At 69.5% G+C, this 14,195-nt stretch carries 15 protein-coding genes; 10 read left to right on the plus strand and 5 right to left on the minus strand.

Going from position 1 to position 14,195, the window contains the following annotated elements:
* Positions 1 to 67: 67 nt before the first annotated feature.
* Positions 68 to 1,066: a GlxA family transcriptional regulator gene (locus D7W79_RS07055; RefSeq protein ID WP_244221632.1), complete on the plus strand. Its 999-nt coding sequence runs from the start codon at positions 68 to 70 to the stop codon at positions 1,064 to 1,066.
* Between the two features lie 28 nt (positions 1,067 to 1,094).
* Here the strand turns inward: D7W79_RS07055 and D7W79_RS07060 are convergent, their stop codons facing one another.
* Entirely contained in the window at positions 1,095 to 1,988 is an 894-nt protein-coding gene (locus tag D7W79_RS07060; protein WP_244221633.1) for a LysR family transcriptional regulator, read from the minus strand.
* Between the two features lie 104 nt (positions 1,989 to 2,092).
* On the opposite strand from D7W79_RS07060, the gene D7W79_RS07065 reads away from it, so the two are divergent.
* The 3 genes from D7W79_RS07065 (at position 2,093) to D7W79_RS07075 (ending at position 4,037) form a co-directional block, all read left to right on the plus strand.
* Complete coding sequence (locus D7W79_RS07065) at positions 2,093 to 2,698, plus strand: glutathione S-transferase family protein (protein ID WP_120524565.1); 606 nt, start codon at positions 2,093 to 2,095, stop codon at positions 2,696 to 2,698.
* A 253-nt stretch (positions 2,699 to 2,951) separates the two neighbouring features.
* Entirely contained in the window at positions 2,952 to 3,614 is a 663-nt protein-coding gene (locus tag D7W79_RS07070; RefSeq protein WP_244221634.1) for a helix-turn-helix transcriptional regulator, read from the plus strand.
* 48 nt (positions 3,615 to 3,662) lie between these two features.
* Positions 3,663 to 4,037: a VOC family protein gene (locus tag D7W79_RS07075; RefSeq protein ID WP_120524567.1), complete on the plus strand. Its 375-nt coding sequence runs from the start codon at positions 3,663 to 3,665 to the stop codon at positions 4,035 to 4,037.
* Positions 4,038 to 4,063: 26 nt separating this feature from the next.
* On the opposite strand, the gene D7W79_RS07080 is transcribed toward D7W79_RS07075, so the two are convergent.
* The gene (locus D7W79_RS07080; RefSeq protein ID WP_276375083.1) at positions 4,064 to 6,436 is read right to left on the minus strand and encodes an ATP-binding cassette domain-containing protein; all 2,373 of its coding nucleotides are present in this window, start codon (positions 6,434 to 6,436) and stop codon (positions 4,064 to 4,066) included.
* Positions 6,437 to 6,490: 54 nt separating this feature from the next.
* Between D7W79_RS07080 and D7W79_RS07085 the strand changes: the two genes are divergently transcribed.
* The 4 genes from D7W79_RS07085 to D7W79_RS07100 are packed head-to-tail and all read left to right on the plus strand — an operon-like array spanning position 6,491 to position 8,193.
* Positions 6,491 to 6,832 (plus strand): ArsR/SmtB family transcription factor, encoded by a 342-nt coding sequence (locus D7W79_RS07085; RefSeq protein WP_120524579.1) that lies wholly within the window; start codon positions 6,491 to 6,493, stop codon positions 6,830 to 6,832.
* Positions 6,829 to 7,392: an SRPBCC family protein gene (locus tag D7W79_RS07090; RefSeq protein ID WP_120524568.1), complete on the plus strand. Its 564-nt coding sequence runs from the start codon at positions 6,829 to 6,831 to the stop codon at positions 7,390 to 7,392. Before D7W79_RS07085 ends, D7W79_RS07090 begins: the two co-directional genes overlap by 4 nt.
* A 2-nt stretch (positions 7,393 to 7,394) precedes the next feature.
* Positions 7,395 to 7,799 carry a DoxX family protein gene (locus D7W79_RS07095; protein WP_120524569.1) on the plus strand — a complete coding sequence of 135 codons (405 nt, stop codon included), beginning with the start codon at positions 7,395 to 7,397 and terminating at the stop codon, positions 7,797 to 7,799.
* A complete protein-coding gene (locus D7W79_RS07100) occupies positions 7,792 to 8,193 on the plus strand; it encodes a DUF1801 domain-containing protein (protein WP_120524570.1) in 402 nt (133 codons plus the stop codon). Before D7W79_RS07095 ends, D7W79_RS07100 begins: the two co-directional genes overlap by 8 nt.
* A gap of 24 nt (positions 8,194 to 8,217) precedes the next feature.
* Here the strand turns inward: D7W79_RS07100 and D7W79_RS07105 are convergent, their stop codons facing one another.
* A complete protein-coding gene (locus tag D7W79_RS07105) occupies positions 8,218 to 9,150 on the minus strand; it encodes a LysR family transcriptional regulator (RefSeq protein WP_120524571.1) in 933 nt (310 codons plus the stop codon).
* 105 nt (positions 9,151 to 9,255) lie between these two features.
* On the opposite strand from D7W79_RS07105, the gene D7W79_RS07110 reads away from it, so the two are divergent.
* Positions 9,256 to 10,491, plus strand: coding sequence for an MFS transporter (locus D7W79_RS07110; RefSeq protein ID WP_120524572.1), 1,236 nt, complete (start codon positions 9,256 to 9,258; stop codon positions 10,489 to 10,491).
* On the opposite strand, the gene D7W79_RS07115 is transcribed toward D7W79_RS07110, so the two are convergent.
* Together D7W79_RS07115 and D7W79_RS07120 are read right to left on the minus strand one after the other, a co-directional pair.
* The gene (locus D7W79_RS07115) at positions 10,492 to 11,208 is read right to left on the minus strand and encodes a class I SAM-dependent methyltransferase (RefSeq protein ID WP_120524573.1); all 717 of its coding nucleotides are present in this window, start codon (positions 11,206 to 11,208) and stop codon (positions 10,492 to 10,494) included.
* A 48-nt stretch (positions 11,209 to 11,256) separates the two neighbouring features.
* Positions 11,257 to 12,723: an SH3 domain-containing protein gene (locus D7W79_RS07120; protein ID WP_120524574.1), complete on the minus strand. Its 1,467-nt coding sequence runs from the start codon at positions 12,721 to 12,723 to the stop codon at positions 11,257 to 11,259.
* Positions 12,724 to 12,930: 207 nt separating this feature from the next.
* Here D7W79_RS07120 and D7W79_RS07125 point away from each other — a divergent pair.
* Positions 12,931 to 14,195, plus strand: a 1,265-nt coding sequence (locus D7W79_RS07125) for a M48 family metallopeptidase (RefSeq protein WP_500681243.1), incomplete at its 3' end; no start/stop codon positions are given.

A 14,195-nucleotide genomic window follows, 5' to 3' on the forward strand; every position in this document is an offset into this window, starting at 1 on the left:
AGATGCAGAAGGTCCCCCCTCCCCGGCCAGTGGCGGGATTGACATGCTTCGGTCTATTCTTGCCAGGGTGATCACGCATGTCGTCCTGGATGGCGTCGCGGAAGGCCCGCTGGGCATTGGCCTCGACGTGGTCAACACGGCGGCGCGCCTCGTGGAGGCGGGCCTCGCCCCGGTGCCCCGGGGAGTGAAGCCGCTGCGTCAGCGGGTGGTGTCGCTGGACGGTCGTCCCGTCCGCTCGGGCACGGGGCGCGCCGTGGCCGTGGACGGCGCTCTCAGCCTTCGAAGCGTGAAGGCGGGCGACGTGCTGTTGGTGCCGGGGCTCTCCGCGGCCACCGAGCGCGCCATCGAGCATCTGCTCTCCCGCGCCGACACCGAGCGCGTGGGCGGGTTGCTGTCGCGGGCGGCGGCGAAGGGGGCGGTGGTCGCGGCGTCATGCTCGGCGACCTTCGTCCTCGCCGCGGCGGGGCTGCTGACGGGCCGGAGCGCGACGATGACCTGGTGGCTCGTGCCCGCGTTCGTGCGCCGCTTCCCCCAGGTCACCGTCCGCTCGGACCGGATGGTCGTCGAAAGCGAGGGGGTCTTCACGGCGGGCTCCGCCTTCGCGCACGCCGACCTGATGCTGGGCATCGTCGCGCGTGTCGCGAGCCCGTCGCTCGCGCATCTGGTGGCTCGCTACCTCCTGCTCGATGAGCGCGCTTCCCAGGCCCGGTACATGGTGATGGAGCATCTGCGCGTCTCGGATCCAGCGCTGAGCGCGGTCGAGCGCTTCGTCGCCGCGAACCTCGGCCGGCAGCTGACGCTCGACGAGCTCGCCCAGGCCTCCGCCACCTCCACGCGGACGCTCGCCAGGAGGATCCAGGCGGGCCTCGGCATGACGCCGCTCGAATTCGTGCAGCGGGTCCGCATGGCTCACGCCTCCCACCTCCTGGAGACGACCCACGAGTCGGTCGAGGCGATCTCCTTGCGCGTGGGCTACGCCGATGCGGCCGCGTTCCGCCGCGTATACAAGCGCTACGCTGGCGAGACCCCACGAGGAAGGGCACTCGCGGGCTCCCGAAAGCGCTGAGCGATGGTCGTCCATGCCGTGCCGGGCCTCACTTCCGCTTCCGGCCCCGGGGCCGCCGCGGCGCCGGCTCGGTCAGCGTCGCCAGGGCATCCACGAAGAGCCGGACCTTGTTCGGAAGGTTCAGCCGGCTGGGGTAGACGACGTGGATGGGCCGCATCGCAGCGGGCCTGGGCCCGAAGAGGACCACCAGCCGGCCGTCACGGACGGCCTCCTGGCAGACGATGTCCGGCACGCGCGCGATGCCGACCCCGGCGATGGCTGCCTCGCACGCGAGCTCGCTGTCATTCACCATCAGGACCGGATCGATGCGGGATTTCACCCCCTCGGCCTCCCACGTCTCGAACGCGCTGAAGCCAATGCAGCGCGCGGAGTGGAGCTCCCTTGCGTCCGGTGTGCCGTGCTTCGACAGGAAGCGCGGGCTTGCCACGAAGCGGACCGCGCCCTCGCCCAGCTTGCGCGCCACGAGGGAGGAGTCATTGAGCGGGCCGATGTGGATGGCGACGTCGAATCCCTCCTCGATGAGATGGGGCCGGCGGTCCGCCAGCACCAGCTCCACGCGCGCCTGGGGGTAGTGGGCGAGGTACTTCGAAATCACGGGGGTCAGGTAGCGCCGGCCGTAGAGCACCGGGGAGGAGACCCGCAGCAGGCCGGTGGGATCCGCCTGCCCCTGTTGCACCTCGCTGTTCGCTTCGTCGATGAGCGCGGCGATGGCGGCACAGCGCTCGTAGTACGTCACTCCGGCCCCGGTGACCCGCAGGCGCCGCGTGGTCCGTTCCAGGAGCCGCACCCCCAGCCGTTCCTCCAGCTGGCGGATGCGTTCGCTGACGGTCTGCTTGGTGATGCCGAGCCGGCGTGCCGCCCGGGTGAAGCTCTCCTCTCGAACGACGACGGCGAAGAGCACCATGTCGGCGGGTGGGATCATGACCGTCAAGCCTAGCCTGACAATGAGTTCGCCGGAGCCTGCATTGTCCGGGCACTCAAGCCGCCGCATCTTGTGGGCTCCCGCGACCTTCAGGAGTGCCACCCATGAAGCTCTACTTCGCCCCCAGGACCCGAGCGGTCCGTCCCCGCTGGCTGCTGGAGGAACTTGGCGTCCCCTACGAGCTGATCAGGCTCGACCTCACGCGACAGGAGAACACCACGCCCGCCTATCTGGCGGTGCATCCCCTGGGAGACCTCCCCGCCCTGGTGGATGGGGACGTCACGCTGCTGGAGTCCCTGGCCATCTGTCTCCATCTGGCTGACCGCTTCCCGGAGAAGCGCCTGGCGCCGCCGGTGGGGTCCGCGGAGCGCGGCCCCTATTACGGATGGATGGCCTTCGCCGAGCTGACCCTCGACCCCGTGGTGATGGCGTTCTACCGGGACGTGCAGACGCCAGCGGAGCGCGAGCCCTCGGACGCGGTGGTCGAGAAGCACAGGGCCCGGCTCACGGCCGTGCTCGACGTCATCCAGAAGGGGCTCGGTGGTCGTGAGTTCCTCGTGGGCGAGACGTTCACCGCCGCCGACGTGGTGATGGCGTCCATCCTCCACCTCGCGAACACGCTGATGCTGCTCGGTGGGCATCCGGAGTTGGTGGCGTACGTCCGGCGACACAGCCTGCGTCCGGCGGTGCGCAGGGCCGTGACCGGGTAGGCCCCGCGCGGACGTCTCGGCCGCTACCAGGTCCTCGCCGAGCCGAGCGCCTCGTTGAAGTCCAGGCCGTTGACCCGCATCACCGCGAGCCAGTTGATGGGCCCCACGACGTTGAAGAGGAGGCCCTGGCCCCGGTGGCTTCGACGATGCCGGCTCCCGCCGTGTTGCCCGTGCCGACGCTCAAGGATTTCCGTACACGCCGGCCACGAGGCAGCATGGCCTCATGCCGCGCGCATCCCGCTTGCTGGAGCTCATGCAGATCCTGCGTCGCAGACGCGCACCCGTGAGCGGCCAGGAGCTGTCGAAGGCGCTCGGGATCTCCATCCGCACGCTGTACCGCGACATCGCGCTGCTGCAGGAGCAGGGCGCGGAGATCCAGGGCGAGCCCGGGCTTGGCTACGTGCTGCGGCCGGGCTTCACGCTGCCTCCGATGATGTTCTCCGTGGATGAGATTGAAGCCGTCGTGCTGGGAGCACGGTGGGTGGCCGCGCGCGGCGACCCACGACTGCGGGCCGCCGCGGAGGACGTGGTCGCGAAGATCCGCGCGGTGCTGCCCACCGCGATGCGAGACCAGGTCGACGACGTGATGCTGACGGTGCCGGTCATGGACGAGCCTGTCACCGTGGACCTCTCCGTCATCCGCGAGGCCATCCGCACGGAGTGCAAGGTCACGCTCACGTATCGGGACGAAGCCGGAGCCGGAACGCGGCGCACGGTCTGGCCGTTCCTCATCGGCTTCTTCGACCGGGTGATGGTCCTGGCCGCCTGGTGCGAATTGCGCGCGGACTTCCGCGCGTTCCGCGTCGACCGCATCGCCAGGGTCGAGGTCTCCGACGCCCGCTACCCGGGCAGGCGGCAGACCCTCGTCGAGGAGTGGCGGAGGCGGCAGAAGAAGTCGACCACTGCCAGGAACTGACACAGGCAGGCGCTACCTCTCGGGTGTCCCCATCCAGAGGAGAGCCCGATGCGAACCCTGAACTACCTGTTGCTTCCCGTCCGCAGCCCGCGAGAGAGCGCCACGCTCTACACCCGGCTCCTGGGCCGCGAGCCCGTCGAGAACTCGGAGACGTTCGTCCTGTACGTCCTGCCCAACGGCATCAAGGTCGGGCTGTGGGCGGCGAGCGACATCGAGCCCAAGCCCGTCACACCCGGCGGAATCGAGATCGCCTTCAGCGAGACGAGCCGGGAGGCGGTGCTCCAGACCTACCAGGATTGGACGGCGCTCGGGCTGAAGGTGCTTCAGCAGCCCACGGACATGCCGTTCGGGTTCACGTTCGTGGTCGAGGACCCGGACGGGCACCGGCTGCGGCCGTTCGTGCTGGCCGAACGGCCGCGCTGAATGCCCCGCGGGCCCCGCGACCTCCGTCAGCCGACGTACGCCGCCAGGTGCTTGCCGGTCAGGGTGGAAGGCTTCGCGACCAGCTGGGCCGGGGTGCCTTCGAACACGACCCGCCCGCCGTCATGGCCCGCGCCCGGCCCCAGGTCGATGAGCCAGTCGGCGTGCGCCATGACCGCTTGGTGGTGCTCGATGACGATGACCGACTTGCCGGAGTCGACCAGCCGGTCCAGCAGCCCGAGCAGCTGCTCCACGTCGGCCAGGTGCAGGCCGGTGGTCGGCTCGTCGAGCACGTAGACGCCGCCGTCCTCGCCCATGTGCGTCGCGAGCTTCAGCCGCTGCCGCTCGCCACCCGACAGCGTGGTGAGCGGCTGGCCGAGCCGCAGGTAGCCGATGCCGACGTCCATCATGCGCTTCAGGATGGCGTGCGCGGCCGGCGTCTTCGCCTCGCCCTTGCTGAAGAATGTGACCGCGTCCGCGACGGGCAGGTCGAGCACCTCCGCGATGTTGAGCCCGCCCAGCCGGTAGTCCAGCACCGCCGCCTGGAACCGCCGGCCCTCGCAGTCCTCACAGACCGTGCTGACGCCGGCCATCATCCCCAGGTCGGTGTAGATGACCCCGGCGCCGTTGCAGGTGGGGCAGGCGCCCTCGGAGTTGGCGCTGAACAGGGCGGGCTTCACGCCGTTGGCCTTGGCGAACGCCTTGCGGACCGGCTCCAGCAGGTCGGTGTACGTCGCCGGGTTGCTCCGCCGTGAGCCCTTGATGGCGCCCTGGTCCACCGTCACCACGCCGTCCCGGCCCGACACCGAGCCGTGGATGAGCGAGCTCTTGCCCGACCCGGCCACGCCGGTCACCACCACCAGCACGCCGAGCGGGATGTCGACGTCCACCTTCCGCAGGTTGTGGGCGCTGGCGCCGCGCACCTTCAGCGCCCCCGAGGGCTTGCGCACCGTCTGCTTCAACCGGGCCCGGTAGCCCAGGTGCCGTCCGGTGAGCGTGTCGCTGGCGCGCAGTCCTTCGACGGTGCCCTCGAACACCACCTGCCCACCGGCGGTGCCCGCGCCGGGGCCGAGGTCGACGACGTGGTCGGCGATCTCAATCGCCTCCGGCTTGTGCTCGACGACCAGCACGGTGTTGCCCTTGTCGCGCAGCCGCAGCAGCAGGCCGTTCATCCGCTGGATGTCGTGCGGGTGCAGCCCCACCGTCGGCTCGTCGAACACGTACGTCACGTCGGTGAGCGCCGACCCGAGGTGGCGGATCATCTGGGTGCGCTGGGCCTCGCCGCCCGACAGCGTCCCCGACGGCCGGTCGAGGCTGAGATAGCCCAGGCCAATCTCCACGAACGAGTCGAGCGTCTGCCGCAGCGTCGCCAGCAGCGGCGCGACGGACGGCGCGTCCAGGTCCCGCACCCACGCGGCCAGGTCGTTGATCTGCATCGCACAGGCGTCCGCGATGTTGATGCCCTTGATCTTGCTGGACCGGGCGGGCGCGTTGAGCCGGGTGCCGTTGCACTCGGGACAGGTGGTGAACGTCACCGCCCGCTCCACGAACGCGCGGATGTGCGGCTGCATCGCGTCGACGTCCTTGGACAGGAACGACTTCTGGATGCGCGGAACCAGCCCCTCGTAGGTCAGGTTCATGCTCTCGACCTTCACCTTGGTCGGTTCCCGGTAGAGGAAGTCCTGGCGCTCCTGCTTCGTGTACTTCCGGATCGGCTTGTTCGGGTCGAGGAAGCCCGAGGCCGTGAAGATGCGCACCTGCCAGCCGTCGACGGTGTAGCCCGGAATGGTGAGCGCGCCCTCGGCCAGCGACTTCGTGTCGTCGTACAGCTGGGACAGGTCGATGTCGTTCACCGAGCCCATGCCTTCGCACTTCGGGCACATGCCGCCGGTGACCGTGAACTCGCGCCGCTCCGTCTTGCCTCCGCTTTTGTCGGTCGACATCTGGCCCACCCCGCGGGCCGTCGGGACATTGAAGGAGAAGGCGTTGGACGAGCCGATGTACGGCTTGCCGAGCCGGCTGAACAGCACCCGCAGCATCGCGTTGGCGTCCGTCGCCGTGCCGACGGTGGAGCGGGAGTTGGCGCCCATCCGCTCCTGGTCGACGATGATGGCCGTCGTCAGCCCTTCCAGGACGTCGACCTCCGGCCGGCCGAGCGACGGCATGAAGCCCTGCACGAAGGTGCTGTAGGTCTCATTGATGAGCCGCTGCGACTCCGCCGCGATGGTGCCGAACACCAGCGACGACTTGCCGGAGCCCGAGACGCCGGTGAACACCGTCAGCCGCCGCTTGGGAATCTCGACGCTCACGTCCTTCAGGTTGTTCTCCCGGGCCCCCCGGACGCGGATGAGGTCGTGGCTGTCCGAAGGATGCGGCTGGGAGGAGGGCATGCGCTTGTTCATGGCTGTGGGGTATATGCCTTGACGAGAATATGAGGCAATGGGTATATGAACCGCATGGAATCATCGTTCGCGATCATCGCGGAGCCCAACCGCCGGAGCATCCTCAGCCTCCTGGCGGCGTCGGAGTGCTCCGTCGGCGAGCTTGAGCGCCAGCTGAGGATGCCCCAGTCCTCCGTGTCCAAGCACCTGCGGGTGCTGCGCGACGCGGGCTTCGTGGAGGCGCGCGTCGAGGCCCAGCGGCGCGTCTACCGGCTGCGGCCCGAACCGCTGATGGAGGTGGACGCGTGGCTGACGCCCTTCCGTCGCTTCTGGACGGCCCACGTCGATGCGCTCGAACGCCATCTCGACCGGATGGACCAGACACCCTCGACACCCACGAAAGGAAAGAAGCGATGAGCCACCGTGCGAAGTACACGCCCGGCCCCGCGGCGGGAGCCAGGATCCAGAAGGAAGGGGACAAGTGGACGCTCGTGCTCGTGCGCGACCTGCGCCATCCCCCCACGAAGGTCTGGGAGGCCATCACCGACCCCGAGCACCTGCGCGAGTGGGCGCCGTTTGATCCCGACCGGAACCTTGCTTCCGTTGGCGCCGTGAAGCTCACCACCGTGGGCGCGCCGAAGGAGCACGTCGCGGAGTCGCAGGTGAAGCGGGCGGAGGCGCCGAAGCTGCTCGAGTACGGCTGGGGCGGGAACGACATGCGCTGGGAGCTGGAGCCGCTGGCGACCGGCGGCACCCGGCTCACGCTCTGGCACAACATCCACCGTGGCTTCATCTCGATGGGCGCCGCGGGCTGGCACATCTGCTTCGACGTGCTGGATCAGCTGCTCGCCGGTGAGCCGCTGGGGCGCATCGTCGGCCCCGAGGCCATGAAGTTCGACTGGCAGCGGTTGAACGTCGAGTACGCGAAGCAGTTTGGCGTCGAGCCTCCCACTCCCCCCGCAGCCCCCCGGACCTGAACATGCTCCGCACCAAGGGAACCCTCATCGGCTTCTGGATCGTCACCGCGCTGTTCTGTTTCGAGATTGGCTTCACCGCCTACGCGCAGCTGAGCCTGAAGGAAGCGGCGGACGGCTTCACCCACCTGGGCTTCCCCGGCTACTTCCGGGTGGAGCTCGCCCTGGCCAAGATCCTGGGCGTGGTGGCGCTGCTGGCGCCGGTGTCGGCGCGGCTCAAGGAGTGGGCCTACGCGGGCTTCGCCTTCAACCTGGCCTCCGCGCTCATCGCCCACTTCGCGGTGGGGGATGGCCCGCAGGCGTGGGGCTTCGCGGCGGTCACGGGCGTGCTCTGGGTGATGTCGTATGGCCTCTGGCGCCAGCTGCAGGCCCGCCCGCTGGCCCCTTCGCTCGAGGTCGCCCATGGCTAGCGGTGAGCAGGCCACCGGAGCCGCCGCCTCCCGGCTCATCGACCAGCGCATCGTCGACCTGGGGGACTGGCGCGGGGAGACCCTGGCCCGCATGCGGGCGCTCATCCTGGAGGCCGACCCGGAGATGATCGAGGAGTGGAAGTGGATGGGCACCCCGGTCTGGTCGCACGACGGGATCGTCTGCACCGGGGAGTCCTACAAGAAGGTCGTGAAGCTCACCTTCATCAAGGGGGCCCACGTCCCGGACCCGAAGGGCCTCTTCAATTCCAGCCTGGAGGGCAACACGCGCAGGGCCATCGACATCCAGGAGGGAGAGAAGGTCGACGCGCGTGCCTTCAAGGCGCTCGTGAAGGCCGCGGTGGCGCTGAACGGCCCGGCGAAGAAGAAGCGGTAGTGGGGCCGTGGGCGCTCCAGCGCCTCAGCGCGGTCCCTTTGTCCGTGACGACGACAGCTGCTGCGCGGCGAACTCGCGAATCGTCTCGATGAACAACTGGAGCGGCGCGGAGCGTTGGGCCCGGCTCGGGTAGTACAGGTAGAAGCCGGGAACGGAGGCGGCGTAGGGCTCGAGCACGCGCCGCAAGCGCCCCGTGCGGAGCTGCTCCGTGACGAGGGGCTCGCTCACATAGGCGAGCCCCAGTCCCTGCTCCGCCCAATCCATGCAGAAGAGGCCGTCGTTGGTGACCACGCCTCCCCGCACGGGCACGCGCCAGGTCTTGCTTCCCCGCTCGAGCTCCCACGCGTACAGCGAGCCCGTCGTCGCCGAGCGGAACGTCAGGCATTCGTGATGGAGGAGGTCCTCGGGGCGCTGCGGGGTCCCATGCTTCTCCAGGTAGCCGGGGGCGCCCACGACGATGAACCGGAAGGAGTCCGTCAGCCGGACGCTGACCATGTCCCGCTCGACGAACTCGCTCAGCCGGATGCCCGCGTCAAAGCCCTCGGCGACGATATCCACGCGCCGGTCCTCGAAGACGAACTCGACCTCGACGCGGGGATGGCGCTCCCGGAACTTCGGGAGGACGGGTTTGACGACGAAGTTGAACGCCGAGGGCGGCACCGTCAGGCGAACGCGGCCGACGACTTCCCCCGGCTTCGCGGAGACCTCGGCGAGCGCCGCTCGCGTCTGCGCGACCGCGGGACCTGCCGACTCCACCAGCCGCTTCCCCGCCTCGGTGAGAGACACGCTGCGCGTCGTCCGCGCGACGAGGACCACCCGCAGCTCCTCCTCGAGCTGGCGCACGTTCTGGCTCACCGCCGAGCGGGAGACGCCGAGCTCGCGCGCCGCCCCGCTGAAGCTTCGGGCACGGGCGACCGCGAGAAAGGCCTGAAGCTGGGCAAACGGGAGGGTCTTCACGGGCGAAAGCACGCTCCAGTGAGACGGGACTGTCAAGGCACGCTGAACAGCCCATGCGTGACCCCGCTTCTACCGGACCCCGGATGGGACGCGCATGTTCTCCCCATGCTTTCCGAAACCCACCCGTCAACCCACGTGCCGCAAGGCCAGGACGTCACTCCCGTGGCCAGTGGAGCCGAGCCGCGCGCCACGCGTCGGGCTTGGAGCGCCGTCGGCTCGATGTCGCTCTGCGTGGCGATGCTGATCGCCTCGGAGTTCATGCCCGTCAGCCTGCTCACGCCGATTGCCTCGGATCTCCACGCGACGGAGGGGATGGCCGGTCAGGCGATCTCCATCTCCGGCTTGTTCGCGGTCGTGACGAGCCTGCTGATTGCTTCGGTGGCGAGCCGGTTCGAGCGCCGGAACGTCCTGGTGGCGCTGACCGCCGTGATGCTGGCCTCGCTGCTTCTCATCGCGCAGGCCTCGAGCTTCGCGATGTTGATGGCGGCCCGGGCCCTGCTGGGGGTGACGATTGGCGGCTTCTGGGCGCTGGCGACAGCAACGGTCATGCGCCTGGTGCCCGGTCGGGATGTTCCGAAGGCGCTGGGGGTCCTCTACATGGGGAACGCCGTCGCGACGGCCCTGGCGGCTCCCCTCGGGAGCTACCTCGGCTCGATCGTGGGGTGGCGTGGCGTGTTCAAGGCGCTGATGCCCATCGTGGTGATCAACCTGATCTGGCAATGGGTCAGCTTGCCGTCCCTGCCTCCGCAAGCAGCAAGTCCGGTCGGAAAGGTCTTCGGCTTGTTGCGGAGGCGCAACGTCGCGTTCGCCATGCTCGGCGTGATGCTCACCTTCGCTGGAGCGTTCTCCGCGTTCACCTACTTCAGGCCGTTCCTCGAGTCCTACACGCGAGCGAGCATCCCGCAGCTGTCGTTGGTGCTCCTGGGGCTTGGAGTCGCGGGGTTTGTCGGCACCTACGGCGCAAGCGCGCTGCTGGGCAAGCACCTCCATCCGCTGCTGCGCTGGCTGCCTTTGATGCTCGCCGTGGTGACGGTGGCCATGCTCGTCAGCGGCCGCGTTCTGTGGGCCGTCGCTGGCGTGATGATGATCTGGGGCGCGCTGAACTCGGCCATCCCCGTGGCGTGGTCCACCTGGTTGTCGAGGGAGATTCAAGACGAGCCGGAGAGCGGTGGCGGCTTGATGGTCGCGGCCATCCAGCTCTCCATCATGGTAGGGGCCGCGTTCGGCGGCCTGCTCCTGGACCACCTGTCGATCGCGGCGACGCTGCTCGGTGCCGCGGGGCTGCTCGTGTTGGCGTCGCTCGTCGTCGGCAATGGAAGCCGGATCCGGGCGAGCCGCTGATCAACGAAGGGGGACGCCGGGCACGCACGAGTCGTAGAGCGTCAGCGAGACCTTCGGGGTCTTCCTCTCCCGCAGCCAGGGTACGCCGTGAAGCTCGAAGTCCACGGCGCAGACGACGATGGGCCTTCTCCGGGCGACGTCCTCGAGCCGGCGGAGCACGGCGGACAGCATCTCGCCGTTGAAGGGGGAGTACAGGAAGAACACCGACCCATCGAGCTCGATGTCGGCGGCGTTGGCGTGAACGAATGACACGAGTGGAAGGGCAAGCTCGGCGCAGCAGGCCCTTGCGCGGTGGACGAGCGGCTCCTGAATCTCAACCCCCTGCGCTCGTGCCCCGGACAACAGGTGGGCGAGGATCGCCACGCGGCCCAGTCCCGAGCCGAGATCGACGAACGTGTCATCGCGCCGGAGCGGCACCTCGGCCACCATCGCCAGGATCTCGTCCACGCCGCACGGCAGATAGGGCACCGCCCCGCGCGGGAGGTCCGCGATGTCTGGCGGCGGCTCATCGAACCCGAGCAGCGCGTCGACCCACCCGTCCCGCTCGGAAGTGGGGACCGAGAGGAGGAACTGGAGCAACGCGTCCCCGCGCAGCGCGCCGGACCGGATGTCCGCGCGCGCCCTCCGCATCCGGAGCTGGAGGGAGTCGTCCGCCGGGGGCCGCTCTGGAGCCCCAGGCCGTGAGCCTGGGGCCGAGGCGACGGGTTTGCCGTCCATGTTCTCGCTCCTGCCGGTGATTCGCGGGAGACAGCGTACGCCCACTTCCTACGGCCGCGTGACGTGCACGAGGCTGGTCATCGCGTCCACGTACAGGGTCGTGTCGTCGGCATACAGCGGCAGCAGGGGCGTGACGGAGACCTGGTTCAGCTTCGTCTTGCGGAGCTGCTGCGTGGCCGGGTCCTTGAACACGGCGTAGGGGACATCCTGGATGACGTAGGGCTCGCCATCCACGTGGCCGATGATCATCAAGACGTGACCGGGGACGACGACGAGGTCGCCCACCTGCGCCTCCGCCAGTGCCCGCATCCGCTCGGCATGTGAGTCCTGCGCCGTGAAGAGGCGGTGGTTCAGCGCCGCGCTCTTCCCCTGCATCCCGGAGTTGGGCGGCAGGACCAGCCCCATGCCGCGGTACACCTCGCTGGTCAGGCCGCTGCAGTCGCGCGCATTGAACTGGTGCCCCCAGCCGTAGCGCTCGCCGAGGAACTTGAAGGCCTGCCGGAGGATGTTGGCGCGCGTCAGCGGCAGATAGCCCGGCGCGGTGTCGGCGGTCCGGCGCAGCAGCGCGCTCCTGAAGGCCAGCGTGCCGTCCTGTTCGCGCACCGGCAACAGCACCGGCCACGATGCATAGCTGCTGGCGCCGTTGACGGGCTCGCCGGGCGCCACGTCTGCCCCTGGCAGCGCGACCCCCATGTCGAGCTCGAGCTCCGACACCTCTGGCGCTTCAGGCGTGAAGACCGTGCGCACGTGGTCGCCCGTGACGACGCGCCCGGGCGCCTTGTCCACGTAGGAGAACACCGCGTCCGCCGTGCCCTCCGCGATGTCGCCGCGCTTGACCCAGGCGGGACCCTGCGTCGTCAGGACGAACAGCCATTGCTGGTCCGCGCTCTGATGCGCGATGACGACCGGCTCGCCCGGAAACAGGACGCCGGCCTGCAGGCTCTCGTAGTCGCGCAGGTCCTCCGAGGCGAAGAACCGACGGTCGGACGGCAGTGACCGCAGGTGCGTGCGCCGCACGCTGAGGCCGTAGCGCGCGGCGGAGGCTTCGGGGACGTGCTCGGCCGCGGCGTTCCGGCGCAGCTCATCCAGCAGGGCCTGCGTCACCGGCTGGCCCTGTTCGTCGATGGCCGCCTGGATGGGCGTCTGCTGTGCATCCCGGATCCAGCCGGCGACCTGTGCCCGCGTCAGCGGGGCTGGAACGCGCTTCAGGTCCATCAGGCCGCCATCCGGACCGAAGGCGCGCAGGCGCTTCGCCGTCACCTGCTCGGCATCGAGCAGCACCGCATCGGGAGACGGCGCGCGGCGGATCCAGAACTCGGGCGACAGCATGTCCTCGCTGAACGCCGGCACCCCGGACGCAGACACGGCGAGCGTGGACGGCGCGGCGCAGGCGGCGAGGCTGACGGTGGCACCCGTCGCGACAAGAGAGACCGCCCACGTGAGCCATGGACGCGCACCCGCCCGGAGCTTCGTCGCACCTGGCGGAGTGGGGGAGGGGGATGCCGGGCGGCTCATGCGGTCTGCTCCGGGAGAGCAGCTCATCCTGCTCGTGGCCGGTCGCTCTCCTACCGGAAGAACGAACTCTCCGCGTCTGCTATTTCGAGAGAGCCTGGCTTCCTCGCCGGGAGACGCACCGCGAGCGCGTGGCGCGCCGTGCGCTATGCTGGTCCTCCAGCTCCCATGTCCTCCTCCCGGAAATCCCCAGGTTTCGTCCGCAGCCTCGTGCTGCCCGCGCTGCTGCTCTTCGCCCTGCCGCTGTTCGGGCTCTGGTTCGCCGGTCATGCCTCCGACCGCTTCGACGCGCAGGTGCTCGAAGTCATCGAGAAGCAGATTGGCCGCGACACGACGTTGAGCGAGGCCGACCGTCAGGAATCGCTCGCCTTCTTCCGCGCGGTCCCCGCCTCGGCGGCCTGTCTGGGCGACGACGCGGAGCTGGCGACCTACCGCAACAACCTGGGCGATGCGTGCTCGGACGTGAAGCAGTTCGGGTGGGCGCGGCTGGCCTCCTGGAGCCTGCTGGCGCTCGGGCTTGTCTCCACCCTGGTCGCGCTCCTGTGCGGCCTGGCCGCGTTCATCTCGCGCCCCTTCCAGTACGGCAGCTTCGTGGTGGGCTGGCTCGTGCTCCGCGTCACCAGCGCGCTCCAGGTGATGGGGCAGGGCGCCCTGGCCGTGTGGCTCTCCTACTGGGTGACCGCGCTGTGGCTGGAGCGCTACTCCGTGAAGCTCATCATCCTCATGGCCCTGCTGGCGGCAGGCGCCGCGTTCATGGTGGTGGTGGCCATCTTCCGCCGCCCGCCCACGGACTTGGACGTGGAGGCGGAGGAACTCACCGAGGCGAGCGCGCCGGAGCTGTGGGCCTGCGTGCGCCAGCTGTGCGAACGGCTCCAGACGTCGCCGCCCGACCACATCCTCGCGGGCATCGACACCAACTTCTTCGTCACCGAGCACGAGGTGCGCGTGGACGGGCGCATCCTGTCCGGCCGCACGCTCTTCGTGAGCCTGTCCCTCCTGCGCCTGCTGGAGCGCTCCGAGGCGGAGGCGGTGCTGGCGCACGAGATGGGGCACTTGCTGGGCGGCGACACGGGACACAGCAAGCGGCTGGCGCCGATGCTCGCGCACTTCGGCCACTACCTGCAGACGCTGTTCGAAGGCGGCCTGACGCGGCCCGTCTATTACTTCATGCGGGCCTATCGGGGGCTGTTCGAGCTGTCGCTGGGCCGCAGCCGGCGCGCCAGTGAACTCGCGGCGGACCGGCTGGCGGCGGGGGTGACGTCGGGGCAGGACATCGCCCGCTCACTGGTGAAGGTGGGCGCGTACTCGAGCTTCCGGGATCGCGTGGAGGCGAAGCTCTTCGCCCAGGACGAACTGCACCCGTCCGTGGCCATCGCGCGGCGGGTCGCGCACGGCTTCTCCGAGTATGCCCAGTCCGAGGCGGTGCACGACGACCTGCAGCGCGCCGTGACGCCCCATCCCTTCGACTCCCACCC

It is taken from the genome of Corallococcus exercitus (genome assembly GCF_003611585.1).
Taxonomy (GTDB): Bacteria; Myxococcota; Myxococcia; order Myxococcales; family Myxococcaceae; genus Corallococcus; species Corallococcus exercitus.